The 24,862-nt window shown below is 64.0% G+C and carries 33 protein-coding genes; 14 read left to right on the top strand and 19 right to left on the bottom strand.

Annotation, left to right across the window (positions count from 1 at the left end):
• Positions 1-15 precede the first annotated feature (15 nt).
• The 4 genes from fliP to fliF are packed head-to-tail and all read right to left on the bottom strand — an operon-like array spanning position 16 to position 3,188.
• Positions 16-735, bottom strand: a complete 720-nt coding sequence (fliP, locus tag EI545_RS11665) for a flagellar type III secretion system pore protein FliP (protein WP_164517277.1) — start codon at positions 733-735, stop codon at positions 16-18.
• Positions 732-1,001, bottom strand: a complete 270-nt coding sequence (locus EI545_RS11670) for a FliM/FliN family flagellar motor switch protein (protein WP_125325637.1) — start codon at positions 999-1,001, stop codon at positions 732-734. Before EI545_RS11670 ends, fliP begins: the two co-directional genes overlap by 4 nt.
• Positions 994-1,593 carry a FliH/SctL family protein gene (locus EI545_RS11675; protein WP_125325638.1) on the bottom strand — a complete coding sequence of 200 codons (600 nt, stop codon included), beginning with the start codon at positions 1,591-1,593 and terminating at the stop codon, positions 994-996. The genes EI545_RS11670 and EI545_RS11675 overlap by 8 nt, the downstream gene beginning before the upstream one ends.
• Entirely contained in the window at positions 1,593-3,188 is a 1,596-nt protein-coding gene (gene fliF, locus EI545_RS11680) for a flagellar basal-body MS-ring/collar protein FliF (protein ID WP_125325639.1), read from the bottom strand. The genes EI545_RS11675 and fliF overlap by 1 nt, the downstream gene beginning before the upstream one ends.
• 117 nt (positions 3,189-3,305) lie before the next feature.
• Between fliF and EI545_RS11685 the strand changes: the two genes are divergently transcribed.
• The 11 genes from EI545_RS11685 (at position 3,306) to EI545_RS11735 (ending at position 12,875) form a co-directional block, all read left to right on the top strand.
• Entirely contained in the window at positions 3,306-3,788 is a 483-nt protein-coding gene (locus tag EI545_RS11685) for a flagellar basal body-associated FliL family protein (protein ID WP_425471555.1), read from the top strand.
• 9 nt (positions 3,789-3,797) lie between these two features.
• Positions 3,798-4,193, top strand: coding sequence for a hypothetical protein (locus EI545_RS11690; RefSeq protein ID WP_125325640.1), 396 nt, complete (start codon positions 3,798-3,800; stop codon positions 4,191-4,193).
• Positions 4,190-4,759: a MotE family protein gene (locus EI545_RS11695; protein WP_125325641.1), complete on the top strand. Its 570-nt coding sequence runs from the start codon at positions 4,190-4,192 to the stop codon at positions 4,757-4,759. The genes EI545_RS11690 and EI545_RS11695 overlap by 4 nt, the downstream gene beginning before the upstream one ends.
• A gap of 69 nt (positions 4,760-4,828) precedes the next feature.
• Positions 4,829-5,698 carry a flagellar motor stator protein MotA gene (gene motA / locus EI545_RS11700; RefSeq protein WP_125325642.1) on the top strand — a complete coding sequence of 290 codons (870 nt, stop codon included), beginning with the start codon at positions 4,829-4,831 and terminating at the stop codon, positions 5,696-5,698.
• Complete coding sequence (locus tag EI545_RS11705; RefSeq protein ID WP_125325643.1) at positions 5,695-6,126, top strand: hypothetical protein; 432 nt, start codon at positions 5,695-5,697, stop codon at positions 6,124-6,126. The genes motA and EI545_RS11705 overlap by 4 nt, the downstream gene beginning before the upstream one ends.
• A gap of 74 nt (positions 6,127-6,200) precedes the next feature.
• Entirely contained in the window at positions 6,201-7,850 is a 1,650-nt protein-coding gene (locus tag EI545_RS11710; RefSeq protein WP_125325644.1) for a hypothetical protein, read from the top strand.
• A 47-nt stretch (positions 7,851-7,897) separates the two neighbouring features.
• The gene (locus EI545_RS11715) at positions 7,898-8,602 is read left to right on the top strand and encodes a transglycosylase SLT domain-containing protein (RefSeq protein ID WP_245989971.1); all 705 of its coding nucleotides are present in this window, start codon (positions 7,898-7,900) and stop codon (positions 8,600-8,602) included.
• Position 8,603: 1 nt separating this feature from the next.
• Complete coding sequence (gene flhA / locus EI545_RS11720; protein WP_125325645.1) at positions 8,604-10,679, top strand: flagellar biosynthesis protein FlhA; 2,076 nt, start codon at positions 8,604-8,606, stop codon at positions 10,677-10,679.
• A complete protein-coding gene (locus EI545_RS11725) occupies positions 10,676-11,458 on the top strand; it encodes a flagellar biosynthetic protein FliR (RefSeq protein ID WP_125325646.1) in 783 nt (260 codons plus the stop codon). Before flhA ends, EI545_RS11725 begins: the two co-directional genes overlap by 4 nt.
• Complete coding sequence (locus EI545_RS11730) at positions 11,455-12,537, top strand: EscU/YscU/HrcU family type III secretion system export apparatus switch protein (RefSeq protein ID WP_125325647.1); 1,083 nt, start codon at positions 11,455-11,457, stop codon at positions 12,535-12,537. Before EI545_RS11725 ends, EI545_RS11730 begins: the two co-directional genes overlap by 4 nt.
• Entirely contained in the window at positions 12,534-12,875 is a 342-nt protein-coding gene (locus tag EI545_RS11735) for a hypothetical protein (protein ID WP_125325648.1), read from the top strand. Before EI545_RS11730 ends, EI545_RS11735 begins: the two co-directional genes overlap by 4 nt.
• A 6-nt stretch (positions 12,876-12,881) precedes the next feature.
• Here the strand turns inward: EI545_RS11735 and EI545_RS11740 are convergent, their stop codons facing one another.
• Genes EI545_RS11740 through EI545_RS11780 form a run of 9 tightly spaced genes read right to left on the bottom strand, consistent with a single transcriptional unit; the run spans position 12,882 to position 17,372 of the window.
• Positions 12,882-13,364 carry a flagellar basal body-associated FliL family protein gene (locus EI545_RS11740; RefSeq protein WP_125325649.1) on the bottom strand — a complete coding sequence of 161 codons (483 nt, stop codon included), beginning with the start codon at positions 13,362-13,364 and terminating at the stop codon, positions 12,882-12,884.
• Positions 13,365-13,366: 2 nt separating this feature from the next.
• A complete protein-coding gene (flgH, locus tag EI545_RS11745; protein ID WP_125327432.1) occupies positions 13,367-14,083 on the bottom strand; it encodes a flagellar basal body L-ring protein FlgH in 717 nt (238 codons plus the stop codon).
• A 7-nt stretch (positions 14,084-14,090) separates the two neighbouring features.
• Positions 14,091-14,513 (bottom strand): flagellar basal body P-ring formation chaperone FlgA, encoded by a 423-nt coding sequence (gene flgA / locus EI545_RS11750; protein ID WP_245989974.1) that lies wholly within the window; start codon positions 14,511-14,513, stop codon positions 14,091-14,093.
• Positions 14,510-15,295, bottom strand: a complete 786-nt coding sequence (gene flgG / locus EI545_RS11755; protein WP_125325650.1) for a flagellar basal-body rod protein FlgG — start codon at positions 15,293-15,295, stop codon at positions 14,510-14,512. The genes flgA and flgG overlap by 4 nt, the downstream gene beginning before the upstream one ends.
• Positions 15,296-15,304: 9 nt before the next feature.
• Positions 15,305-16,015: a flagellar hook-basal body complex protein gene (locus EI545_RS11760; RefSeq protein WP_125325651.1), complete on the bottom strand. Its 711-nt coding sequence runs from the start codon at positions 16,013-16,015 to the stop codon at positions 15,305-15,307.
• Positions 16,016-16,017: 2 nt separating this feature from the next.
• On the bottom strand, positions 16,018-16,284 hold the full coding sequence (locus tag EI545_RS11765; RefSeq protein WP_125327437.1) for a flagellar biosynthetic protein FliQ: 267 nt from the start codon (positions 16,282-16,284) through the stop codon (positions 16,018-16,020).
• Between the two features lie 8 nt (positions 16,285-16,292).
• The gene (gene fliE / locus EI545_RS11770; RefSeq protein WP_125325652.1) at positions 16,293-16,583 is read right to left on the bottom strand and encodes a flagellar hook-basal body complex protein FliE; all 291 of its coding nucleotides are present in this window, start codon (positions 16,581-16,583) and stop codon (positions 16,293-16,295) included.
• Positions 16,584-16,595: 12 nt separating this feature from the next.
• Complete coding sequence (gene flgC, locus EI545_RS11775; protein WP_125325653.1) at positions 16,596-16,979, bottom strand: flagellar basal body rod protein FlgC; 384 nt, start codon at positions 16,977-16,979, stop codon at positions 16,596-16,598.
• A gap of 9 nt (positions 16,980-16,988) precedes the next feature.
• Positions 16,989-17,372 (bottom strand): FlgB family protein, encoded by a 384-nt coding sequence (locus EI545_RS11780; protein WP_125325654.1) that lies wholly within the window; start codon positions 17,370-17,372, stop codon positions 16,989-16,991.
• Between the two features lie 84 nt (positions 17,373-17,456).
• Here EI545_RS11780 and EI545_RS11785 point away from each other — a divergent pair, with 84 nt between their 5' ends.
• Positions 17,457-18,764 carry a FliI/YscN family ATPase gene (locus EI545_RS11785; protein WP_125325655.1) on the top strand — a complete coding sequence of 436 codons (1,308 nt, stop codon included), beginning with the start codon at positions 17,457-17,459 and terminating at the stop codon, positions 18,762-18,764.
• Between the two features lie 192 nt (positions 18,765-18,956).
• On the opposite strand, the gene EI545_RS11790 is transcribed toward EI545_RS11785, so the two are convergent.
• The 6 genes from EI545_RS11790 to EI545_RS11815 form a co-directional block, all read right to left on the bottom strand.
• The gene (locus EI545_RS11790; RefSeq protein WP_125325656.1) at positions 18,957-19,748 is read right to left on the bottom strand and encodes a DUF1217 domain-containing protein; all 792 of its coding nucleotides are present in this window, start codon (positions 19,746-19,748) and stop codon (positions 18,957-18,959) included.
• Entirely contained in the window at positions 19,745-20,149 is a 405-nt protein-coding gene (gene flbT, locus EI545_RS11795) for a flagellar biosynthesis repressor FlbT (RefSeq protein WP_125325657.1), read from the bottom strand. Before flbT ends, EI545_RS11790 begins: the two co-directional genes overlap by 4 nt.
• A complete protein-coding gene (gene flaF / locus EI545_RS11800) occupies positions 20,146-20,517 on the bottom strand; it encodes a flagellar biosynthesis regulator FlaF (protein ID WP_125325658.1) in 372 nt (123 codons plus the stop codon). Before flaF ends, flbT begins: the two co-directional genes overlap by 4 nt.
• Positions 20,518-20,586: 69 nt before the next feature.
• Positions 20,587-21,933 (bottom strand): flagellin, encoded by a 1,347-nt coding sequence (locus EI545_RS11805; protein WP_125325659.1) that lies wholly within the window; start codon positions 21,931-21,933, stop codon positions 20,587-20,589.
• Between the two features lie 196 nt (positions 21,934-22,129).
• Complete coding sequence (locus tag EI545_RS11810; RefSeq protein WP_125325660.1) at positions 22,130-22,450, bottom strand: hypothetical protein; 321 nt, start codon at positions 22,448-22,450, stop codon at positions 22,130-22,132.
• Positions 22,434-22,718: a rod-binding protein gene (locus EI545_RS11815; RefSeq protein WP_125325661.1), complete on the bottom strand. Its 285-nt coding sequence runs from the start codon at positions 22,716-22,718 to the stop codon at positions 22,434-22,436. Before EI545_RS11815 ends, EI545_RS11810 begins: the two co-directional genes overlap by 17 nt.
• A 108-nt stretch (positions 22,719-22,826) precedes the next feature.
• Here EI545_RS11815 and EI545_RS11820 point away from each other — a divergent pair, with 108 nt between their 5' ends.
• Both EI545_RS11820 and EI545_RS11825 read left to right on the top strand, forming a co-directional pair.
• Positions 22,827-24,170 carry a flagellar hook-length control protein FliK gene (locus tag EI545_RS11820; protein WP_164517278.1) on the top strand — a complete coding sequence of 448 codons (1,344 nt, stop codon included), beginning with the start codon at positions 22,827-22,829 and terminating at the stop codon, positions 24,168-24,170.
• 9 nt (positions 24,171-24,179) lie between these two features.
• Positions 24,180-24,860: a flagellar hook capping FlgD N-terminal domain-containing protein gene (locus tag EI545_RS11825; protein ID WP_125325663.1), complete on the top strand. Its 681-nt coding sequence runs from the start codon at positions 24,180-24,182 to the stop codon at positions 24,858-24,860.
• The last annotated feature ends 2 nt before the right edge of the window (positions 24,861-24,862 follow it).

Consider the following 24,862-nt stretch of genomic DNA (forward strand, 5'->3'; position numbering starts at 1 on the left):
CCCTGCGTAAGCCCGTCAGAAATAGCTGCGCACCAGCGCGCCCGAGATCAGCGCCCAACCATCCGCGACCACGAAGAACGCCAGCTTGAACGGCAGCGAGACAACGGCAGGCGGCACCATCATCATTCCCATCGACATGAGGATGGCCGCGACCACGAGGTCGATGATCAGGAACGGCAGGAAGATCATGAACCCGATCTCGAACGCCCGCTGGATTTCTGACAGCAGGAACGATGGCACCAAAAGCGACAGGGGCGCCTCCGCCGGTGGCTGGGGTGCGGTGGCGCGCAGATCCTGAAGGGTCAGGAAAGTCTCGCTATCCACCCGCAGCGCCATGAATTCGCGGAACGGCAGGATCGCGGCTTGCAGGGCAGGGCCCACCTCCATCTGGCCCGTGGTCATGGGTTCGATTCCGGTCACCCAGGCCTGGGTAAAGACCGGGTCCATCACATACCATGTCAGGAACAGGGCCAGGCTGATGATCAGCATGTTCGGTGGGGACTGCTGCAGCCCGATCGCCTGCCGCAGGATGGACAGGACCGTGACGATGAAGGGAAAGCAGGTCACCATCACCGCCAGCCCCGGCACGATGCTGAGCAGCGTGATCAAGAGCAAAAGCTGCACCGACCGCAGTGAAAGCGAGTTTCCGTCGCCCAGGTTCAGCGACAGGTCCTGCGCCAGCGCCGGGCCGGCCAGCAGGATCAGGATCAGCGCAAGGGGCAGCCTGTGCCTCACAGCCCACCGCGCAGGTTGGCAACTTCGGTCAGGCGGACAGCAAGCTGGCCGGCGTTTTCACCCTCAAGCTCGGTCAGTTCGCCCCGGGCAATCAGGCGATCTCCGACATAAAGTTCCACCGGGTCGTCGACTCGGCGGTCCAGTTGCAGCACGGCATCCTTGGACAGCCGCAGCAAATCGCGCACCAGAGGGCGGGCGCGGCCCACGGAAATGGTCACCTCGATCGGGACCTGGGAAAACGGGTTGCTGTCGGGCATCTCATCCATGGGACGACTCCTTGTTGGTCAGGTCGAAGAACGCCCTGACGGCCGCGGTGATATCGGCGGTGACCTGGGTGAGGTCGACCTTGGTTTCGGTGGGACCGAAGCGGATGTAGACCTGCCCCTCGCCCAGCGAGGGTTCCTCTTCGACCAGAACGGGCAGGCCCGTGGCCTGAGCGACCAGGCCTTCAACCCTGTCCCGCACTGCGGGGTTGAGGACGAGGGTCAGCGGCGCATCGGCCATCCGGTCCGCCATGGGCATCAGCGCTTCCAGCACTGTGGGGGCCAGCGCTTCGCGCGCGATTTCTGGCAGAAGGTGGTTGGTCATCTCCACGATCAAAGGGCGGATCGCCTCCAGCACATGGCTGCGGGCGTCCTGAAAGGTGAAAGCCAGGCTTTGCAGATTTCGCGCCAGATCGGCCCTGATGCGGCCCTGATCGTCCTGCTGGGCGGTTGCTGCATCTTCCCAACCGGCAGAATAGCCCTGTTCAAAGGACGCGATCTTCGCTTCTTCCAGAACGCTTGTCTCGACCAGAGGCTGGGGCGTGCCATCGGCGGCAAGGCTACTGTCGAAAACTTCAAGCCGCAGACCGGGCATCAGGTCCGCTCCTCTTCCCGTTCCATCCAGCCGCGCAAAATCTCGATCGATTCGGTCTGGCGCTGTTCGATCATGCGGCGCAGCCGGGCGGCGGGATCTTCGGTGCCATCTGAAACATCGCGGGCCGGTTCGGGATAGTCCGGGATGGCAAAGCCGGTCTCAACCTCGCCATCAAGGGCCACGCCGGAAAAGCCCCCGGCAGCGGGCAGGGCCAGCGTGGGGCTAGGGGCCGCAAGGGCAGGCCTGGCGGCAGCCGAGGTCAGGATGGGCCGGATCACGAACAGACCAAGCACCAACGCGACAAGGGCAAGCACTGCGGTCTGCACCATGGAAAGCACATCAAGCGGTCCGATGGCCGACAGGATACCCGCCTCGGCGATTGTGCCTTCAGCAATTGGAACATCCTGAAACTCAAGCGATTTCAACGTCAGGACATCGCCCCGCGCCTCATCCAGGCCCACGGCCGAGGCCACCAGTTCACGCAAGGTGGCAAGTTCTTCTTCGGTCCGGGGGGCCCATGTGCGGGTTCCGTCGGCGGCGATGGTGGCCACCCCGTCAACCATGACGGCCACGGTCAGCCGCCGCGTTGCGCCGGGGCCGCGCAAGACCTCCCGCTGGGTTTCCGAGACTTCGTAGTTCACCCGCTCCCGCGTTTCGGAGGACTGGCTTTGCCCCTGTGGACCCTGCGCCGCGTCACCGTCCGGCAGGTTTGAGGCCACTGTCACATCACCGCCGGGTTCGGTGCTGGACTCGGACCGTTCTTCCGTCTCGGACGAGATGGCGACGCGGCCTTGCGGGTCAAACGTCCGCTCGGTAATCGATTCGCGTTCCGACACCAGATCAACCGCCACTTCGACCACAGATCGACCGGGCCCCATGCGCGCCGCAAGCAGCCGCTCGACATTGGACTTGATCGCAGCGGCGCGGTCTGCCGCATCGCCACTGTCAAAGCCCGCCGTATCCTGCCCGCCGACCAGTCCGGAGACGGTGTCGATGATCTGCACCGCCTCTGGCGTCATGCCGGCCACAGCACTGGCCACCAGATGCCGGATCGCGCGGGCCTGCGCTTCGGCCAGGTTGCCCGAGACGGTGGTTACAGTGACCGAGGCCGTGGCTTGGGTTTCCGGCTGGAACGCCCGGGCCGGGGCGCTGGCGATATGCACGCGGGCGGCCCGTATCTCGGGCAGGCCCAGCAGGGTCCGGGCAAGCTCGCCTTCCTTTGCGCGCAGGTAGGCCGCGTCGAACATCTGCGACGTGGTGCCGAAGCCGGACAGATTGTCGAGCAGCTCGTACCCGCCGCCCCCGGCCGCAGGCAGCCCTTCCGACGCAAGCGCCATGCGCAGGCTGTCGCGCTGGGCGGCATCGACAAAGATCGAATCGCCCTTCACCCGGTGGGCCACCCCGCGCTGGTCAAGTGCTGCCACCACCTCACCCGCGGCGGCGGGTTCAAGCCCGGCATAAAGCAGGACCATGTCAGGCTGGCTGGCCATGCGGCCAAGGGCCAGGACGGCAAGGAACATCGCAATCGTGGCGCCCGCGATGATCAGACGGCGGCGCACGTCGAGAGAGGACCAGATGGCAATCACGTTCTGCAAGGCGATTCTCCGATTCCGGCGTTTCTGCCGATGGACCACGAATGACCGGTCCCGCTTAACAATCGGTTAGTGACCTTTGGCCTATGGTCAGACCTGTGCAGCAGCATGAGGTGAACTGTGGCCAGCGCCGGCGAAACAGCGGACGGGACAACGAAGAAGCGGTCGAAGCTTCCGATGCTGGGTGGCGTCGTGATGGCGGTGCTACTGGGTGGTGGCGGGTTCTATGCCGCCTGGTCGGGAATGATCCTTGGCGGGGCGTCGGATCAATCAGCGGAGGGTGTCGCCCCGGGGCCCCTGACCGGAATCGCCTTTGTGCCGCTGGAAACGATGGTGGTGTCGCTTGGGGCGGATTCGAACAGCCGACACCTGCGCTTCACCGCGCAGGTCGAGGTGGCGGATAGTGCGGCTGCCGATGTGACGCTGTTGATGCCGCGGATTCTGGATGTGCTGAACAGCTATCTGCGCGCGGTCGACACAGCCGCCATCGAAGACCCGGGCGCGATGGCAAAGCTGCGGGCGCAGATGTTGCGCCGCATCCAGATCGTCACTGGCGAAGGTCGGGTGCGCGATCTTCTGATCACTGAATTCGTGTTGAACTAAGGGGGGGTCATGGACCTGATCGCCGACATTCTTCTTGTGGCCGGATCCTTCGGGGCGGCCGTCTACTGTGCGGTGCTTGCCACCCGGCTCAAGCGCTTTACCACCTTGGAATCAGGCATGGGGGGCGCAATTGCGGTCCTGTCCGCGCAGGTTGATGAAATGACCGCCGCGCTGGAAAGCGCGCGGGGGGCGGCGAACGGCTCGGCCGAAAGCCTGGAGGCTTTGACCGCCCGGGGTGAGGCCGTGGCAAAGCGCCTTGAACTGTTGGTCGCCGCGCTGCACGACCTGCCCGAACCCGAAGCGAAGCCCAGCGGTCCTGCCGCCGAAGACCTGCCCGAGGCGGAGCGTCGCTTGCGCTTTGTTCGTCGGCGGACAGCGCGCGATGCACTGGAAGCTGCGGAATGATCGGGGGCCGTCGCGCAGGCCGCGGGGCGCTTTTCATTGTCGCGATGCTGTTTGCCATCTCGGGGGCCCTGCGCCTTGGGTCGGGGGTCGGTGCAGCCCTTGCCCGCGCCGATGACCCGCCCGAGACTGCGGATGCCGCGCTTGAACAGGGCCAGTGCGAAACGCCCTCGGCCCTGGCCGAAGCCTTGACCCAACGCGAAAGTCGGGTCGCGGTGCAAGAGGCCGCGTTGCAAGACCGTCTTGCTGCGCTGGCCCTAGCCGATGCCGCCATCACCGACCGGATGGCAAAGCTGAAGGCCATGGAGGACGAACTGAAGGCGACGCTTGCCCTCGCCGATGGCGCGGCCGAGGCGGATATCGAAAGGCTGACTGCGGTCTATCAGGCCATGAAGCCCAAGGATGCCGCAGCCCTGTTTGAAGCGATGGCGCCCGAGTTTGCAGCAGGCTTTCTGGGCCGGATGTCAGCAGAATCGGCAGCGGCGATCCTGTCCGGGATGTCGTCCGAGGCGGCCTATAGCGTCAGCGTGATCGTGGCCGGGCGCAATTCGGGGGCGCCCACTGAATAGGCTGACGGTCAGAATGTCTTAACCCGTGGCGCTGATACTTCGCTGGTGGGAACGAACACAGGATCTGAAATGCTGGGCATCGTCGGCATCGCTGTCATTCTTGTCATGGTCTTCGGCGGCTACATGCTGGCCGGGGGCAAGATGGGCATCATCTTGGCCGCGCTTCCGTTCGAAATGATCATGATCGGCGGTGCAGCCATCGGTGCATTTCTGATTTCAAACGACATGTCGTCGGTGAAACAGACGGTTCGCGACATCGGCAAAGTGTTCAAGGGCCCAAGGTGGAAGCTTGAGGACTATCGCGATCTGCTCTGCCTGCTGTTCGAACTGATCCGTCTGGCGCGTGCCAATCCCGTGGCGCTGGAGGAACACATCGAATCACCAGACAGTTCATCAATCTTCCGCAAGTACCCAAGAATTCGCCAAGACCACGAAGCGATGGATCTGATCTGCGATACGCTGCGCGCAGCTTCGATGAACTATGACGATCCCCATCAGGTGGAAGAAGTGCTCGACAAGCGGATGGATGCGACCCTTCATCACGCAATGCACTCCAGCCACGCTTTGCAGACGGTCGCGGATGCCCTGCCCGCGCTGGGAATTGTCGCTGCAGTTCTGGGGGTGATCAAGACCATGGGGTCGATCGACCAGCCGCCCGAGGTGCTGGGCAAGATGATCGGCGGGGCGCTGGTGGGGACGTTCCTGGGGGTGTTTCTGGCCTATGGGCTCATGGGCCCCTTTGCGACGCGGGTAAAGACCGTGGTGGAGGAAGACATCCATTTCTACCAGCTGATCCGTGAAGTGCTCATCGCCAACCTGCACCGCCACCCCGCCAATATCTGCATCGAGGTTGGTCGCCAGAACACCCCGCATCATCTGCGCCCCGCCTTCAGCGACCTTGAAGCCGCAATGCGGGAACTGAAGCAGGATGCAGCATGATCCGGATTGTCGCGTTGCTTCTGGCGCTCGCATCACCATCCCTTGGTGAAACGGCCCGGGTCATTTCGGGGGAACACGCGGATTTCACCCGCCTTGTGGTGGAGCTGCCGCAGGAGTCGGACTGGACGGTCGGCCGTATCCCGTTGGGCTATGCTTTCGCGACGGGCTCTGCCTCGCAGCCCGGCTATGATCTGTCGCGGGTCTGGAACCGCATTCCGCGCACCCGGCTGCGGGCATTGCGCGCTGACCCTGAAACCGGCGCGCTTGAGTTGACGCTTGCCTGTCCTTGCCATGTGTTCCCGTTCGAATATCGCCCCGGCATGGTGGTGCTGGACATCAAGGACGGCCCGCCCCCCCAGGCTCCAGTTTTGAAGCGGCCTTCATGGGCATGGCCGCCCGCGTGGCCCCCGAATCGACGTTTCCGATAGCTCCGCCAAGGGTTTATGACTGGCTTGCCCAACCTGACAGGCCTGGGCCCTCCGCCGCCCCAAAGGAAAGCCCGGTGCCCCTTGCGACAGGAAACCGCTCCTTGGGGCCGCTGCGCGACGAACTGCTGGAACAGATCAGCCGGGGTGCCTCGCAAGGCGTGGTTGACATGGTACTTCCTGGCCGGCCGCCGGACGTTCCGGCCAACGATGTCGAGGACTTGCCGTGGTCGCACATCCGTATCGGAGACATGCCGGGCGTCGCCATTGGCACGCCACAGCCGGCCGAAGGGACCTCTACGGATGGCGCGGCCTGCCTGGCCGACACCGTCGTGGATCTGTCCGCCTGGGGGGGCGACCGACCCGCGCTCGACCTGCTGTCTGAGGCGCGGTTGGGCCTGTTTGCCGAATTCGACCGGGTCGACACGGATGCCGTCATGCAGTCGGTCCGTCTGCATCTGTATCTTGGATTCGGCGTTGAGGCTTTGCAGATTGCGGACCTTCTTGCAGACAGTGAAGCACCTGAAGATCTGCAGGTCTACCTGTCCATGGCGCGCTTGATGGACGGCCAGAATGACCCTGAAACGCCCTTTGGCGACATGCTGGGCTGCGAGGGGGCCGTTGCACTTTGGGCCGCACTGGCGCGGGATCGGCTGCCATCCGGCCCCGCGGTCAATGTGGATGCGATCGTGCGCAGTTTCGTTGGCCTGCCGCCGCACCTGCGCCGCAACCTTGGGCCCGACCTGTCGGAAAAGCTGTTGCAGCGTGGCGATGCCGACGCCGCACGGATCATTCGCGATGCAATCCAGCGATCCCCCGACAGTTCCGAGGCAGAGGTCGCCTTGCTGGACGCCAAGGCCGATCTGCAAGCAGACCGAAACGATTCGGCCCGGGATCATGCCGAGCGGTCGATTGAAACCGGGGCGAGCACGGTTGAGGGTCTGCTTGCGCTTGTCGAAGGCCACTTCCGCGACGCCGAGCCCCTTTCGCCGGATGTGGCGGCAGCCCTGCTGGCCTTTCAGCGCGAAGCTGCAACCGACGAGGAGGCGAAAGCCTTGCAGCGTGGCCTGATCCTTGCGCTGGCCCTTTCCGACCAGACACCTGCGGCCTTCGCGCGCGCCGAGGAATTCAGGTCAGTGCTGCCCGATCTTTGGCAGGTTGCCCAACAACGTGCGACTGACGATGATTTCCTGCGCCAGGCGGTGCTGACCCCGGAAGCCGATCCTCCTCCAGCCAAACCTGAGGTTGCCTTGGCAATCGCTACTCGACTGGTCGACCTGGGCTTTGCCGACCCCGCGTTGGTCTGGCTGGGCCCGGTTGCGGCAAATGATTCCGATCAGCGGAGGCGGGTGGCAGCGCGGGCCGAAATGTTGCGGGGTGATGCCCGGGCCGCGCTGGAATTGCTTGGCACCCTCTCCGACCCTGAGGATGAGGGTCTGCGTGCGAAGGCCTTGGTCCAGCTTGGCAGGCTTCAGCCAGCGCGTGCGGCATATGAGGCTGCCGGCCTTCCCGAAGAGGCTGCCCGACTGGTCCCCTGGCAGGCAGACTGGCCGAAGGTTCAGGATGAGGGTCCAGCCCCTTGGTCTGCTGCGGCTTCTGTCGCCACAGGGCCTACTCCCGTCGAGACTGGCCCGCTCGCCCGGGGTGCAGCCTTGGTTGAGGAAAGCGCTACCGCGCGCGCGGCGCTTGAGGCGTTTTTGTCCAGCGTGGCAGGTCCATCTCCCTGAGCTTGCTAACCGCTTGGAAAGATTCGGAACATAGTCTGTGCAGACCCATGGGCAGAATGCCTGGGGTGGAGGATGCGATGCCCCAGGACTGCGCCAGAATTGCCGCCATAGCCCTGTTCATCCTGACATTCGGCCCTTCGGCCGAAAGCAGGGCCAGCCCGGATGCCTCCGACCTGTGTCTGGATGCCGCCGCGCGTGCAGCCAGACAGTCGGGTGTCCCGCGCGACGTGCTGCTTGCCATCACGATGGTGGAAACCGGCCGCGGGTCTCGCCCGTGGCCCTGGACGGTGAACCTTGGCGGCGAGGGGCACTGGCTGGACAGCGCGGATGCAGCAGAAACCCTTGTTGCCAAGGCGTTGGAGGAGGGGCTCACCAATATCGACCTTGGCTGTTTCCAATTGAATTACCGGTGGCATGCCGATGCGTTTGCCTCGGTGGCAGATATGCTGAACCCGGATGCAAACGCGCTATACGCCGCCGAATTCCTTGCACAACACCATGCTCAGACTGGGGAATGGGCCAGCGCTGCTGCCGCCTATCATTCGGCGACACCCGAACATGCGGAACGCTATCGCGCCCGGTTCCAATCTGCCTGGTCCGCGCTGGCGGGAGACGGCGGCGCGCCGGAATTTTCTGCGTCCTTGGCAATCCGGCCGAACCGTTTTCCTCTCTTGCTGGCCGGGCAGTCAGGCAGAGGTGGTTCGCTTGTGCCGGACACCGTCGCGGGACAACGCTTGATAGGGGATCACTAGGATGATTGCCGGCCTTACCCTGGGTGCCGTTTTCCGGCCCACGATCCTGTTGGCCCTTGGGCTGATGGCCGTCATCGTCATGATGGTCCTGCCAATTCCGGCATGGCTGCTGGACATCGGCCTCGCCCTGTCCTTCGCGCTGGCCATCCTGATGCTGACGGTGACGCTGTTCATTGACCGCCCGTTGGACTTTTCCGCCTTCCCGACAATCCTGCTCGCCTCGCTTCTGCTCCGGCTGTCGCTGAACGTGTCTTCGACCAAGCTGATCATCGGCCAGGGCCATACCGGAACCGATGCCGCCGGCCATGTGATCGAAGGCTTTGCCGAATTCATCATGGGCGGCAACATCGTCCTTGGTCTGGTGATTTTTGTCGTTCTCCTGATCGTGAACTTCATCGTGATCACCAAAGGTGCCGGCCGCATGGCCGAAGTCGGCGCCCGGTTCGCGCTGGACGGCATGCCCGGGCGCCAGCTGGCGATTGATGCTGACATGTCGGCCGGCGCCATCGACCACGCGGAAGCAAAGCGCCGACGCGAGCTGGAGCTGGCCGAGACCAACTTCTTCGGGTCGCTGGACGGCGCATCGAAGTTCGTCAAGGGCGATGCGATCGCGGGCCTCCTCATCACCCTGTTGAACATCGTCGTCGGCCTGCTTGTCGGCATTTTCATGCATGATCTTGATGTGGGAACGGCCTTTCGTACCTACACGATTCTGACGGTGGGCGATGGGCTGGTCAGCCAGATCCCCGCCGTCATCATCTCGGTCGCGGCGGCGCTTTTGCTGGCCAAGGGCAGCGAAAAAGGCGCGGCCGATGTGTCGTTCTTTGCCCAGCTCGGGCGCTATCCGGGCGCACTTGGCACGGTTGCCGGCTTGATGGCACTGCTTGCCATCGTGCCGGGGATGCCTTTTCTGCCGTTCATGCTGGCGGCAATCGGGCTTGGCGGGCTGGCGCTCTATCAGCTGCGCAAAGGGGCACGGCAGGAAACTGCGCCGCTCCCGGCTTTGGAACCTGCGCGGGTGAAGTCCATCGGGGACATCCTCGATTTTGACGACATCCACATTGAATTCGCCCCGAACCTTGTGGCCATGGTGCTGGATCCCGTGGTCGGGCTTGATGGCCGGATTGCAAACATGCGCAATCATGTGGCCACGGCTTTCGGCTTCATTCTGCCTGAAATCCGCCTGACGGATGAGGCGGGCCTGTCGGCGGGCCGCTACCGGATCCGTCTGCAGGGGGTGGAACGGGTGTCCGACCAGCTGTTCCCGGATCGGGTGCTTGTCCTGCTGACCGAAGGTGTCCTTGCCCCCGATGGTCTTGACGTTCGTGAGCCTGTCTACGGCGCCCCCGCCCGCTGGATCCGCCCCGACCAGCAAGAGGATGCGGCCCTGTCCGGCCTGACCGTCGTCTCTCCGACGGAGGTTCTGGCCACCCATCTCCTTGAGGTGCTGAAGGCAAATCTGTCCCGGATGCTGACATTGCGCGGCCTGCGGCGCCTGCTGGACGAGTTCGTCAAACTGTCCGATCCCGCCCGCGCCGAAGCCAATCGCCGCCTGCTGGACGAGCTTTTGCCGGAAAAAGTTCCGCTAGACCTGCTCCACGCTGTCCTGCGGCTTCTCCTGGATGAACGGGTTTCGATCCGGAACCTGCCGTTGATCCTTGAGGCCGTGGCCGAAGCCCGCCATCTGGGCCCGCCAGAGGCGATCTGCGAACATGTGCGTCAGCGCCTTGGTTTCCAGATCGTGGCCGAGCTGAAACGGCCGGATGGGACAGTGCCGCTGCTCCAGCTGGCACCGGATTGGGAAAAGGCTTTTACAACCTACCAGATCGACGGCGATCGCGGGTTACGCGACATTGCCCTGCCACCCGAACTTTTTGCGCGTCTTGGCAATGGCTTGACCGAGCGTGTGAACCGCGCCGCCGAGACGGGTGTCTATCCGGCCTTGGTGACGTCGGTTGCGCGGCGACGGTTCTTGCGCACGGTGGTTCAGGCAAAGGGTCTGCAAATGCCGGTCCTGTCCTATGAAGAGATCGGCACCGACGCCCGCCCCGCCCTTCTGGGTCAGGTCCCGGCATGAACGGGATCCTGACCGAGCTTGGTGCCCTGCTTGACATGGCTGAGGGGCTTCTATGGGCTGCGGCGCTTGTCTTTGTCCGGGCAGGTGCCGTTGTCGCGCTCATGCCGGGATTTGGCGAGATGGTGGTCCCGCAGCGGGTAAAGCTGGCGCTGATCCTGTGTTTTGCGGCGGTCGTTGCACCGGTTCTGGCCCCGGAGATTGAGGCCTTTGGCCCAGACCCGGGCCTTGCCCCCCTTTTGGGCGAGGCTGTTGCCGGCCTGATCCTGGGGATCGGGATGCGCCTGTTTCTGCTGGCCCTGCAGACCGCCGCGGCCATCATCGCCCAAGCGACGACGCTGTCGCAACTGTTCGTCGGGGCCGCGCCAGAACCGCAACCAGCCATTGGCAGCCTGTTCCTGATCTCCGGTATCGCTTTGGCCCTTGGTGCCGGGCTGCATATCAAGGCGGTTGAACTTCTGATCCTGTCCTATGACATCCTCCCGGCGGGCGGCTACCCGGAGCCGCGCGCCGTGGCCGACTGGGGGGTGGGTCTTGCCAGCCAGACCTTCAGCCTTGCCTTCACCCTTGCCGCGCCTTTCATCATAGCCTCGATGATCTACAACCTGGCCCTGGGCGCGATCAACCGCGCGATGCCGCAATTGATGGTCGCGATGGTGGGGGCGCCGGCGCTGACCTTGGGGGGGCTGGCGTTGCTGGCAGTCACGACCCCGCTTTTGCTGGCTGTCTGGCTGCATGCCTTTGAAGCCTTTCTGGCCAGCCCCTTCGCGGTCGCGCAATGAGCGGCGAAGATGATGAAAACACCGACAAGGAACATGATGCCTCGCCGCAAAAGCTTGTCGAGGCGCGCAAGAGGGGTGACATTCCGCGATCGCCGGACCTGCTGATGGCCGCCTCGATTGCCGGGTTACTGCTGGCCCTGATTTCGATGGGCGGCTGGGCGGTTCAGCGGGCTGGAACCTCTGGCATGGTCGTGCTGGATCAGGCTGACCGGTTGTCGCGGCTGATGACAACGGGTGCTTCCGGCCCGCTGGGGGGGATCCTGATCGGCTTTGCCGGGCCACCGCTGGCGCTCATGCTGTTTCCGCCCGTCGTGGTGCTGGTCGTCGTCGTTGCCACGCGCGGCTTTCTGGTGACGCTGGCCAACCTTGCCCCGAAACTTTCGCGCGTCTCGCCCATCGCAACCGCAAAGCACAAGTTTGGCGCTGAGGGCCTGGTGGAGTTTGCAAAGAGCACCGCAAAGCTGGGGATCGTCTCCGCTATCCTGTACGTCTTCCTGGTGTCGCGGTTGGAGGACATTCTGGCCACGATCTATCTGTCGCCGGCTCTGTCGACCATGGTCCTGTCACAACTGACGCTGGAGTTTCTGTTCATCCTGATGCTCGTCGCCGTGGCGCTGGGCGGGGTGGATTATCTTTGGCAAGTCCATCTGCACCGCCAGCGCAACCGGATGTCGCGCAAGGAACTCATGGATGAGTTCAAGGAAAGTGAAGGCGATCCCTATCTGAAATCGGCCCGACGCCAGAAGGCGCAGGATGTGGCAACGAACCGGATGCTGTCGGATGTGGCAACCGCCGATGTGGTGGTTGTGAACCCGACCCACTTTGCTGTCGCCCTGCGCTGGGATCGCAGCAAGGGTGGGGCTCCGGTCTGCGTGGCAAAGGGGGTTGATGAGATTGCCGCCGTGATCCGGGCGCGAGCGGCCGAACATGGCATCCCTGTTCACAGCGATCCCCCGACAGCGCGGGCCTTGCATGCAACCGTCGAGCTTGGGCAGGAGATCCGCGCCGAACACTACCGCGCCGTCGCAGCCGCCATTCGATTTGCCGATGCCATGCGCAGGAAGGCACGCAAGCGATGACACGGCGGACGGAAACCACAAAGGTCATTACTCTGGCCGATCTGCTGCTTCGGCATCACCTTGGCCAGATGCGGCAGGCCGCCGAACGGCTTGACCGCAGTCGGGCGCAGATGGCCGCCATCGACAAGGCCGCCGACCCTGCCGACCTGCCCGAGGTGGTGGCCGCACGGGTGGATTGCGACTATCGTCGATGGGCCGACGCCCGCAAGTCGGAGCTGAACCTGGTCCTTGCCCGCCAAACGGCGGAGGTCCTTGCCGCACGGGCAGAGGCGGAAGTTGCGTTTGGTCGGGTACAGGCTTTGCGCGGAATTGCCGCCCGCCTGCATGGCAAGCGCTGACCGGGGTCAGCTGTCCTGCCGGGCGATGTCAATGATCAGCACATCTTTCACGACTGTGCCAAGCACCAGACTGGCCGCTTCCTTCAGGCTGTTGCGCAGCACGATCAGGTTCGAACCGTCGGTGAAAGACCCGCTGAAGCCGCCCACGTTCGCGTGGTCGAACAGAACCTGCAGGAACATGTCACGAAGCTTTGGCTCACGCGCAAAGACCGCATCGGACTCGCCCTCTTCCACCTCAAGCGACAGGGACAGCACCACCATCGCCGCCACCCGGCCCTGGTCTACGACGGGGACCACGAATTGATTGCTCAGTTTGACAAACTCGGGCGCGGCGCCGGTATCGGTCGCCACATCCGCGGTTGCGGCCGCATCTTCTGCCTTCTCTGTCGTATCGGATTCCTCGTGATCAGGCCGCAGCCACAGACCCGCTCCGATGCCAGCGCCAAGACCTGCAACCGCCAGCACAATGGGAAAAAGTTTGCGCATCATGGTCAGAACGGCAACACGATATCGGCGACCTGCTGGCCGTAGGTGGGTTGCTGCATGTCCGTGATCTGCCCGCGACCCCCATAGGCGATGCGTGCGCCTGCGATCTTGTCGTAAGTGATCTCGTTCTGGCGTGAGATGTCGATGGGCCTGACGAATCCCGTCACCACCAGTTCGCGCATTTCAAAGTTCACCCGCACCTCCTGCTGGCCTTCGACCCGGAGCACGCCGTTTGGCAGTTCTTCAACCACGGTCGCCGCAATGCGCAGGGTCAGCTCCTCGTTCCGGGCCACGTTGCCCGATCCCCTGAAGGTGGATGACGAGTCCATCTCGAAAGCCTCGGCCATGCTGGCGCCTTCCGGCAGTTTTTCGTCGATCCGTTGCGGAATCCCCAGAAATTCCTGCAAGCCCGAGCTTTGCCGGCCGTTTCGGCTTCGGTCGGTGGAATTCGAAATCTCGGCACTGTCGTCAATTTCGATGACGACGGTCAGAATGTCGCCACGATGCGCAGCCCGGCGGTCCCCAAACAGGGAATCCGTCCCTGCTGTCCACAAGGATGAGGCATCCGAAGGGGCAGCTGCGGGCACATCTTCCGGAAGCACGGCGGAATACATCGCATAGTGCTGCGCCCCGCCTTCAAGGGGCGAAAACTCTGGTGCCCGGCCGACCTCAGACAGTTTGCCGCAACCGGATACCAGGACAAGCGCAAGAGCAGATCGCATCAGCATGTCATTCACCCCATCCGACATAAACCGCACCATCCGGGCCGATCCGTCCGCTGACCGTGGTGCGGGACGCAATGTTGATCACACGCACCGTCTCACCCGCCGACCCGCGGGCCAGCGCGCGGCCGTCGGTCGAGATGGCAAGCCCCCCCGCTAGATAGATGAGGGTGACAAGCTGATTGCGCTGTACCAACGTCGGGGTGCCGAGGTTCGCCGGCAGGATCGGGCGCCCCGCATAGATGGCAACCCGCGTTTCCAGGCCCAAAGCCGCTGCGGGGTCGGTCAGGGCGCCGGGCAAACTGGCGTCGACGACTGTCAGGTCTTCCGGCCCGATCACCGTGTTGGGGCGCAAAGTGCGCGTGGCCACGACGCTTTCCGCAAAGGAGGGGGACGCCAGCAAGGCGAGGACAAGGCAGCGCAACATCATCGCACCTGCGTGGTCGCGGCAAGCATCTGGTCCGCTGCCGTGATCACCTTGGCGTTCAACTCGTAACCGCGTTGCGCCTTGATCAGTTCGGTCACCTCACGCACCGCGTCGACCGAGCTGCTTTCCAGATAGCCTTGTCGCAGCGTTCCAAGCCCGTCCTGCCCCGGCGCAGCAGACAGGGGCGCGCCCGAAGCGGGGCTTTCAAGGAACAGGTTCGACCCGATCGCCTCAAGCCCCTTTTGGTTGGGAAAGCTGGAAAGTGTCAGCTGGCCCAGCAGTTCCGGTTCAAGCCGGTCGGCGAAATCGGCCCAGATCTCGCCCGAGGCACTGATCGTCAGGCCGCGTGCATCGGCGGGGATGGTGATCCCGGGAACCACAGGATAGCCGTCAGACGTGACGATCAACCCCTCGGCCGACCGCTTCAGCGACCCGTCACGGGTATAGCCGGTCAGACCCGAAGGCATGGTCACCTCGATATAGCCGTCGCCGTCGATGGCAAGGTCGAGGTCCCCCCCTGTGGCGTCCAGAGACCCTTGGCCCAGAATGACGGAAACGCTTGCTGGCCGCACCCCAAGGCCGATCTGGATGCCTGTCGGCAGCATGCTGCCATCTTCCGCGGTCAGGCTGCCGGGCCGCGCCATCTGCTGATAGTGCAGATCGGCAAAGTCGGCACGGCGCGGGTTGTATCCGGTGGTCGACATGTTGGCGAGGTTGTTGGACACGACGTCCACCTTCATCTGCTGGGCCGCCATGCCCGTTGCCGCGATCTGAAGCGCTTTCATTGCTGTCCCCTATCGGCCAAGTGCCTGGATCACGCCGCGGACGCGTTCGTCCTCGGCATCAAGGAATTTCTGCCCAAGTTCATAGGCGCGCTGGACCTCGATCATCCGGGTGACCTCGGACACAGGCTCTACGTTGCTGTCTTCCAGCATGCCTTGCAGCACCACGGAACCCTCAACCGGTTCCAGCGCGTCGGCGGCAAAAAGTGTGCCGGACTGGTGCCGCAGCGCCAGCGGATCGGCGGGTTGCCACAGGCCGATCTGCGCGATGGGCTGGCCATTGGCCGAAAGCGTGCCATCCCGCGCCAGGGTGACGGCCGTCGCATCGGGCGGCAGAAGGACAGGGGCGCCGCCCGCGTCCAGCAGCCTGTTTCCATCGGGCGTGACCAACTCTCCCTCGGCCGAGGGCGAGAAGCTGCCCGCACGGGTCAGCCTTTCGCCCTCCGCCGTTTCGATCAGGAAGAACCCGGGGCCTTGGATCGCAAAGTCAAGCGTGCCGCCGGTCTGGCTGACCGTCGCCTGGCTAAGGTCGACATGCCGGCCGGCGGCGTGGGCCATCGACAGCGAAGGGTCTTTGCCCATCGCCGTGATGAATTCGGAAAACACAACGCCTTCGCGGCGAAATCCGGTCGTGGAGGCATTGGCAAGGTTGTTTGCGACCACCGCCATCTCGCGCATCAGGCCCGATTGGCGGTTCAAGGTGGTGTATCCTGCGGCGTCCAAGGTCAGCCCCCCGCAATCTGAGGGATGATCGTGCCCGCGAAAAAGGCAACCAGGGTCGATGTCATAAAGCTCATCGACGCCCAGAAAACCACCAGCATCAGGGCCGCCTTCGGCACGAAGGTCAGCGTCATCTCCTGGATCGAGGTCAGCGCCTGAAACAGGCCCACGACAACGCCCGCCACCAGTGCCACCGTCAGCAACGGCGCCGAGATCAGGACCGAAACCCACAATCCCTGGCGCATCACGTCATAGATCATCGCCTCGGTCATGCCGCTGTTCATACCGGCATCCTCAGGATTTCCTGATAGGCCTCGACCACCCGGTCACGCACCGTAGCCACCGTTTCCACGGCCATTTGTGAGGACGCCAGCGCCTGCACCAAGGCATGTGGATCGGCGCCACCGATCATGGCGGCGCTGGCAGTCGCTTCGTGTTCCTGCAGCGTAGCCATGAAATTGGTGGCAAGATTGGCAAAGCCGTCTGCCGCCCCGTCACCTTGCGGTTGCGGGGCGGCCGCCGTGCGGGCGTTGGCATATGCCTGACTTACGAGAGAGGTATTCACATCCATTCTAGATCTCCTCTATCGGCGCAGAAGGTCGAACAGACTTTGCGTCATCTGACGGGTCTGATCGAACATCCTGAGGTTCGCCTCATAGCTGCGCTGCGCTTCGCGCGCGTCAGCGATTTCAATCACCAGATCGACATTCGAGCCGTCACGGTGACCAGTTGCGTCGGCCAACGGGTGGCCGGGGTCGTAGATTTTCACAAGGTCGCTTTGGTCCAGACGCGGGCGGCCGGCTTCCACCAGGCCCGTCTCCATCGCCTGGTCAAAGCTGATCACCTTGCGGTGGTAGCCGGGGGTATCGGCGTTGGCGATGTTTTCTGACACATGCCGCAGCCGCATGGACTGAGCCTCCATCCCGGAGGCCGCAAAGGAAAGCGAGGTCAGCAGATCGTTGCCCATCTACGCCCCCTACCGTGACCGGCCAAGGCTGGCGCGCAGGACATCCGACGTGGCGCGATAGACCGCCAGCGCCATGTCATGGTTCTGTCGCACCTCAACCGATTTCACCATTTCGCCTTCCAGCGATACGGTATTGCCGTTCGGCGCCTCGCGCCCCGGGGCAAGCTGGACGTCTGGTTCCCGAGCTGACGCAGCCGCCGTCAGATGCCCGGGCCGAGTGGCCCGCATCGCGCCGGGTTCGGCAGCGTAGACCTTCGCAAAGGCCGCCAGATCCTTCGCCTTGTAGCCGGGTGTATCGGCATGGGCGACGTTCTGCGCAATCACGCCCATCCGTGCCCCCGAATGCGCTGCAAGCGCCTGGGCCATCCGGGTAAGTTCCAGTTTCTCAAACATCGGGGCTTCTCCCTCGACCAACTTCACCAAGACTTAAGGGTGATTCCTTTAGAAACGGTTGAGACCGAACAAAGGGAGAATCCCGTGGCTGGAATCTTTGATGGCCTGCTCGCTGAAATTGGCGTTTCCACTTCTGTCAGGCGCGTTGGCCGGATCGTTGAAACCCGTCGTGGCCTCGCTGAAATTGCGGGTCTGGACGGTGCGGCGATCGGGGACCGCGTCCTGATCCATAGCCGCGATGGCGCCGCCGGGGGTGAGGTGCTGCGGCTCACGCCCGGGCGGTGTTCGGTGCTGCCGGACGCCTCGGGCGATGGCATGGCAATCGCCGACCGGGTGGAGCTTTTGGGCAAAGCGGACATCGCCCCGGATGACAGCTGGATCGGCAGGATCGTCGATCCCATGGGGCGGCCGCTGGATGGCCTGCCGCTGTTGCGTGGCGCGCATCCCCGGCCCCTGCGCGCCAACGCCCCGGCAGCGGCGACCCGGCGGCGGCTGGGGGGGCGGCTGTCCACCGGGGTTGCCGTCTTCGATACGCTTCTGCCCCTCGTGCGCGGCCAGCGCATCGGCCTTTTCGCTGGCTCTGGCGTCGGGAAATCCTCGCTTCTTGCCCGCTTTGCCCGCGGGGTCGCGGCCGATGTCGTGGTGATCGGCCTGGTCGGCGAACGCGGACGCGAGCTGCGCGAATTCACCGAACGCGTTCTTGGTCCTGCGGGCATGGCGCGCAGCGTGGTGGTTGCTGCAACTTCGGACCAATCTGCCCTGATGCGCCGGATGTGCGCCCTGACCGCAACGGCTGTGGCCGAGCACTTTCGTGACCTGGGGTTGCACGTCCTGTTGCTGGTCGATTCGGTCACCCGCTACGCCGACGCGCATCGCGAGGTGGCGCTTGCTGGCGGGGAAGAGGCGTCATTGCGCGGCTATCCGCCCTCGCTGTCTCAGGCGATCATGGGTCTGGCGGAACGAGCGGGTCCGGGGCCCGAAGGTTCGGGCGACATTACGGCGGTGTTCACCGTGCTGGTTCCCGGGTCCGACATGGAAGAACCGGTGGCGGATATTCTGCGCGGGGTTCTGGATGGGCACGTCGTTCTGGACCGCCGCATCGCCGAACGCGGTCGGTTTCCGGCGATTGACTTGCTGCGATCCGTCTCTCGGTCCTTGCCGGAGGCTGCCACCCAGGATGAAAGCGCCATGATCCAGGACGCGCGGGCCCTTCTGGGCGCCTATGATCGGGCCGAATTGATGATTCAGGCCGGCCTTTACACCGCGGGATCGGACCCCATGATCGACAGGGCGATCCGCCTATGGCCGGGGCTGGACATGTTTCTGGCAGAGCCTGCGCCAGCGACCGGAGTCGATGGGAGCTTCGAGCGGTTGCGGGCCTGTCTTGGGTAGATCTGATTCTGATATCCCGACCCAGCGCATCGCGGTTGGATTAATGAAAACATAAGGTTGCCAGAATCTGTTTGTCGCTTTCGCTTTCACTCTCGACGGTTTTGTCAGCGCTGGTCACCCTGCCACCCCGTTCCGGCACTGGACCCGCCTATTGCGCAATTTCTGCGCTTCGCAGGTCATTCCGGTCAAAGGCTAGCGCCGCAAAAGCGCAAGTGCGATGGCCTGGCTGGAGCTGCCCGCGCCTTGCGCCTGCATGTCCGCCCGAAGCATGAACCGTCGCATCAGGCTGTCCAGTTTTTCCGGATCGGCGAACTGGCTGATGTTTGCCGACCCAAAGGCAGACTGTGCTCGGCCTTGCAGGACAGTGACCTGCTGGTCAAGGTCGATCGAGGCAAAGCTTTTCGGCAGGCCAAACGCCGTCTGCACCACCTCGCGCAGGGGGGCGTTGCCCAGGATCGAATACCATTTCGCCTTGTCGCTGATCGGTCTTGCGGCCAGCGCGGGAAGTTCGCGTTCCGCATTCAGGGCCAGACGAAAGGAATTGTTCTGCGTGCCAACCGCCGTTTCGAAGCTTCTGACGCGGAACTGGGCAATGATCTCTGCAGGAAATGTCGAAAGTTTCGTACGGGGGACCGAGAAATTCCCAAAACCGAAGGCGGCCGACAGCTTTTCATACTGCTTGTTCGCCAGTTTGTTGGCGAGGCTGCCTTCCCTGATTGTGCCACCCTCCAGCACTTTCTGGATGAAGGCCTTGCTGTTGACATCGCCTTCAAGCCCGAAGGCGGTCAAGGCAATCCGCAGGAGCCGCTTGTCCGATACCAATTGTTCAGCCGTATCGACCTTGCCGATACGGTCACGAAAATAGGCCTCGTCCCGCTGTTGCACGGGAGTCGCCTGCTGCAAGGCCTGCTGGCGGTCAATCGTCCGCTTCAGAAATCCCCAGCCGGCAAGGCCACCAAGGGGCAGGACCGGCTGAAAGCTCATGCGCGTCCGGCCGCAAAGAGCCGCTCCTCGCGGGGCAGCAGGCTGCGCAGCGCCTTCAGCGCCTGATAGTGCTGATCGTTCAGGACTGCGGTGCTTGCAACGGAAAGCTGGGTCCGGCTATCCGTGTCAGTCATCACCTGGCTAAGCTGTTCGATCCCGCGAAGCAGCTGGGGTCGCGCGTCGCCGGCCTCGCAATCCCCGGTCAGAACCAGCTGGGCGATGTAGCACACCCGGCGTACGGGGGTGTTCACCTCTTCGGGGTGGATCGCGTCGCGCAGGCGAAGAATGCTGGCATTCGGCGTCATGATGGCAAGACGAGATCGCCGATCGCCGTTTTCAATCACGGCACCATTGATCAGCACTCTTTCATGCGGACCCAGCTTGAGGACCAGCCCGCTCATCTGCCGCCCCCATCGCCACGCAGGCCGCGCAACATGGCCATGTTGATGTCGGTCAGGACTTCGGCACTGGCGCTGCCGTCAAGCACGGCACGGCTGTGCTTGGCGGTGAATTCGTACAGATAGAAAAGCTGCGCCCGCAGGGCTGCTGGAAGCCCGTTGTCGGACTGTGCCACATCCAGGGCCAGTGTGGACCAAAGCTGCTGGTTGTCGGCGAGGGCCGCAGCCAGGGCGGGAAAATCGGTGGTGCGCTTGGCCCAGGCGCTGCGCAGACGCTGCGTGACCTGCGCGATCAGATCGTATTCGACCGAGCGGAGTGAGCGGGCAGGGGTTCCTCGCGTGGCATAGGCGATGGGGGATTGATAGGTCATCGGGGGTCCATCTGTTCGGGGCTTGGGGGGTAGGGTGGGCCGCGGGCAAACGCCCGCGACCCGTCAGGATTACCGGAACAGAGACAGCAGGCTTTGCGGCTGCTGGTTGGCGATCGACAGCGCCTGAGTGGCAAGCTGCTGCTGGACCTGCAGCGCCTGCAGACGGGCCGAGGCTTCTTCCATGTCAGTGTCGACCAGCGCGCCGATACCGGTCTTCAGCGAGTCGGTCAGCGAGCTGACGAAATCCGACTGAATCTCGATCCGCTTTTGTGACGAACCGAAAGCCGCGGCAGCGTCGATGCCGGTCTGGATCAGACCTTCGATCGACGCGAGTGCCCCGGTGGCGCCGGTGTCGGTGGTCACGTCGATGTTGGACAGCGCACCAAGGCCACTGCCCGAAGCGGCTGCGCCGGGCGTGCCGCCGGTGGTTGCGCGCAGACCCAGAGTCATTGACGTGTTGACGGTACCACCGGCAGCGCCGTTGGTGATCGTGATCTGGTTCGGGTTGGTGGAGCTTACCGTCGCCGAATAGCCAAGCCCAGCTTCCGTTGCCGCCCCGAAGAACGCGTTGATCTGCGACGCAAGGTTCTTGGCAACTTCGGCCGTACCGTCTTCCGCGCTGGCCACATACTGGAAGGTCCGCGAACCAAGCGAGCTGCCGCCGCCGACCACGTTGACTGCCACTTCACCCAGCCGGACTTCATAGCTGATTCCTGCGGCAACCTGACCGATGGTGATCGTGTTCGACGCGCCGTCCGCGATGGTTTCGAAGTCACTGCCGTCCGCCTGATAGGCGGTACCGTCGAACAGGGTGCCCGTCGCACCGGTAGAGTTCAGGTAAGCCTCCGCCGTGTCGTTGTCAGTCAGCGTGCCAGTGCCGAACGCCTGCGCCGAAACCGGGGTGGTGACGGACAGGCTCTGACGCTCGATCACAATCTGGCCCGCGGTGACGTTGCCCGTGGAGTCGCGGCTTAGCGACGAAAGGATGTTAACCGCTTCGGTGCTGCTGCCATCGATCATGTTCAGGCCGTTGAACTGGGCTGCGCCCACGACCGAGGCGATCTGCCCGGTAAGCTGTTCGATGTCGGTCTGGATCTTGCCCCGATCAACGTTCTCTTCCTGCGCGGCAATGATCTTGCCCTTCACTTCGGTCAGAAGGTCGGTGACCGTTTCCGCCGCCTTGCGGGCCACGGCAATGGTCGAGCCGCCCAGTGCAAGGCTGTCCGAGATACCCTTGAAGCCCTTCACGTCCGATTCCATCACCTTGGAGATCGCCCAGACGGCGGCGTTGTCCTTGGCCGAAGCCACGTTCTTCCCGGTCGAGATGTCCGACTGGGTCTTGTTCAGGTTCGAGGTAATGCCCTTCATGGTCTGCAGGGCAACCATCGCGCTGGTATTGGTCAGGATTGACGACATCGTTCGGTCCTTTTGCGTAAGGCCGCAGCTTTCACGGCCAGAATGGCCACTGGGTGTGGCAGGATGGGCGTTCTATCCTATGCCACCAGGGTGAATGGTGGCGCCGACCCGTCATGGGACGCAGGTGCCATCAAAGGCGGAAGCTTCTAACCAAGTCCTAACGCCCAAGCCCGAAATACCGCGGATTTGAAGAAACTCAGAACCGTCGCGGCATTGCCGGGGACGGCGGGGCAATCGCCGCCCTTTTGCCGCGGGCGTCATAGGTCGTCAGCGTTGGCCCGCTGGAAATCTCCTCCAGCCTGTCCTGGGCAGCGCGGATGCCGCGCGTGGCGGCCTGCAGAAGCTGGGCGTTGCGGGCGGCCTTTTCCTGCAGCCGCCGTACCGCATTGGCATCCAGTCGCGGCAGGTCCCCCGCCTCAGCCTCCACCTGGGGGGCCAGATCGGCAAGAGCGGCAATATCGCCTGCCAGAACCGCATCACGCGTCTGGTCAAGCAAGGTTTCAAGCGTTGTGGGCATGGTCTGCTTCCATCAATGTGTTGAAAATCATCTCGGCAAGCCCGATGCCGCCGCCGTCGACCATCAGCCGGGCCTGTTCCTGCCGCAGAAAGCTGGCAAACTGCGCTTCGCCCGCGCCACCGCCAAAGCCGCCCTGCAGATCCCCAAGGCCCGCATGCGCCAGCATTTCTGCCAGAAAGGTGGCCTCAAGTTCTTGGGCCTTGGCCAGAATGACCTGCCGTCGGTCTGCTGCCGCCGGGGGCAGGCCGGGAATCGGGGATGGGGTCATGCTTTTCTCCGGTTGAATCGAATTTTCCTGATGATCCGTGAGGCGGGTAAAGAAGAGGTAACTTCTGTGGGGGATACCGGACTGGTAGGCGGCAGAAGTCGTGGGAAGATGCAGACAGTCATCGCAAACAGACCAATCGTGGGGCTAGCAGCCCTTGGCGGCACCCCGGCCGGTGCCGGGCAGGACGGGGCGGGAACCGAAGACTTCGCAACGCTCTTGCCGGGGGAAGGCCAGGACGATGCGGTATTGGACGATCCTGCCGTGCCGGACGGCACGCCCCTCGCGGGTTTGACCGTCGCAGTCCTTTGGCCTGGGTTGCCCTTCCCCGCCGGGCAGGGTGGTGACGGGGTGCCAGATCCAACCTTGTCCCCCGCCGTACGGTCTGATGCGATACTTGCCCCCAGTATCGACGCGGTCTCTGTCACCGCAGCATCAGATGCCGGGGGTCTGCCAGCCCAACCGCTAGCGGAGGGGCAGGGCTCAGTGCCAAAGGCTGCGGATGCACAGGTGGCTGACGGGCAGATGCGCGCCCCTTCGGCTTTGGGTGTCGCAGCCTCTGGCTTGGACCTGTCACAAGCAGCCAGCGACACGGCCGATGCCGACCCACTGGTCCGGCCGGCCGCCGAGCCTTCATTTCAAATGCCTGGCCTTGGGTTCGTGGTCGGGCAGACGCCGGGCTCTGACCCTTCCGTGGTGGCACTTGCGGCGGTCGGCGTGCGGCTGTGGCAAGGCGCACTCGCTTCGATCGAAGACCGGTCGTCGGTGCAGGGGGGCCTGCCTGCTCCGGCCGGCAACACAAGCGCAGACTCGCCCGCCACCGCCTTGGCGGTACCCGGGGCCGGGGTCGTGACAGCACCCGCCCCTCCCCCCATGGGCCCTGCGCCGGGGCTGGCGGAAACGGCGATTCTGTCGCTGTTTGCAGCGCAGGCCGAGGCTGCGATGCTTGGGCCCGAAGGTGACGGGGCCGGGTTTACCCTGCCTGCCACCTCTGCCGCCCTTGGCGGACCACCGACGGCAGGTGGCCCGGCTGCTGCTATGCCACAACTTGCCGCCCAACTGATCCATTCCCTGCCTCAACGAAGCGACGGCATGACAGAAATCGCCCTGTCGCCGGATGAGCTTGGCCATGTCCGCGTCACTCTGCAGACCGATTCGCAGAACCCCGACCGCATGATCGTCATGCTCAACTTTGAACGGGCAGAGACGCTTGATCTGTTCCGCCGCCACGCCGACCAACTGGCCGAGGCGCTGCGGGACGCAGGCTATTCCGGGGTCAACATCGGTTTTGGCCAGTCCTACGGCAATGACAACAGTGGTCGTGCGGATCAGCCGCCGGGCCCACCCGAACCGGACCTTTCCGACCCCCATCCTTCTTCGCCTACGCCATCGCTCGGGCTGTCGGTCGACCGACCCGCGCTGCAGCCGTCCGGTACCCTTGACCTTCGGATATGAGGAGCTTTCATGACCGTCACCGCCGCCACACTGGCGACCAGTTCCGCTTCGACAGCCGGGCAGACATCTCCGCCGGGCAACACCAGCAAGATCACCTCGGACTTCGACACCTTCCTGCGGATGCTGACGGTGCAGATGCAAAACCAGGATCCGCTTAACCCAATCGATTCGGCCGATTATGCCGTGCAGCTTGCCACCTTCTCGGGGGTCGAACAGCAGGTGCGCACCAATCAGCTGCTGGCGGACATGCAGTCCCGGTTCCAAGAGATGGGCATGGCCGAGATGGCGGGCTGGATCGGGCAGGAGGCCCGGTCAGCAGCGCCGGTGCATCTTGATGGTGCGCCAGCGACGCTGTTGCCCAGCCCCGCCGCTGGCGCTGACCGGGCTGTCCTTGTCGTGCGCGACAGCCGCGGCGCCCTTGTCGCGCGCGAAGAGATTCCGGTCAGCACCGACCCCTATCAATGGCTTGGCGCCGACGCAGCCGGAAACCCCCTGCCGCCGGGCACTTATGCGCTGTCATTGGAAAGTCTGCAGGGTGACACGGTCCTGAACACCAGCCCGGTCGAACACTACGCCCGCGTGGTCGAGGTGCGCAGCACGCCGCAAGGCACATCCCTGATCCTTGACGGCGGGGTTGAGGTGGCAAGCAGCGCCGTCACGGCCCTGCGCCAGCCGCAGGACCAAAGCTAGCG

This window comes from Tabrizicola piscis, assembly GCF_003940805.1.
In the GTDB taxonomy this organism is placed as follows: domain Bacteria; phylum Pseudomonadota; class Alphaproteobacteria; order Rhodobacterales; family Rhodobacteraceae; genus Tabrizicola; species Tabrizicola piscis.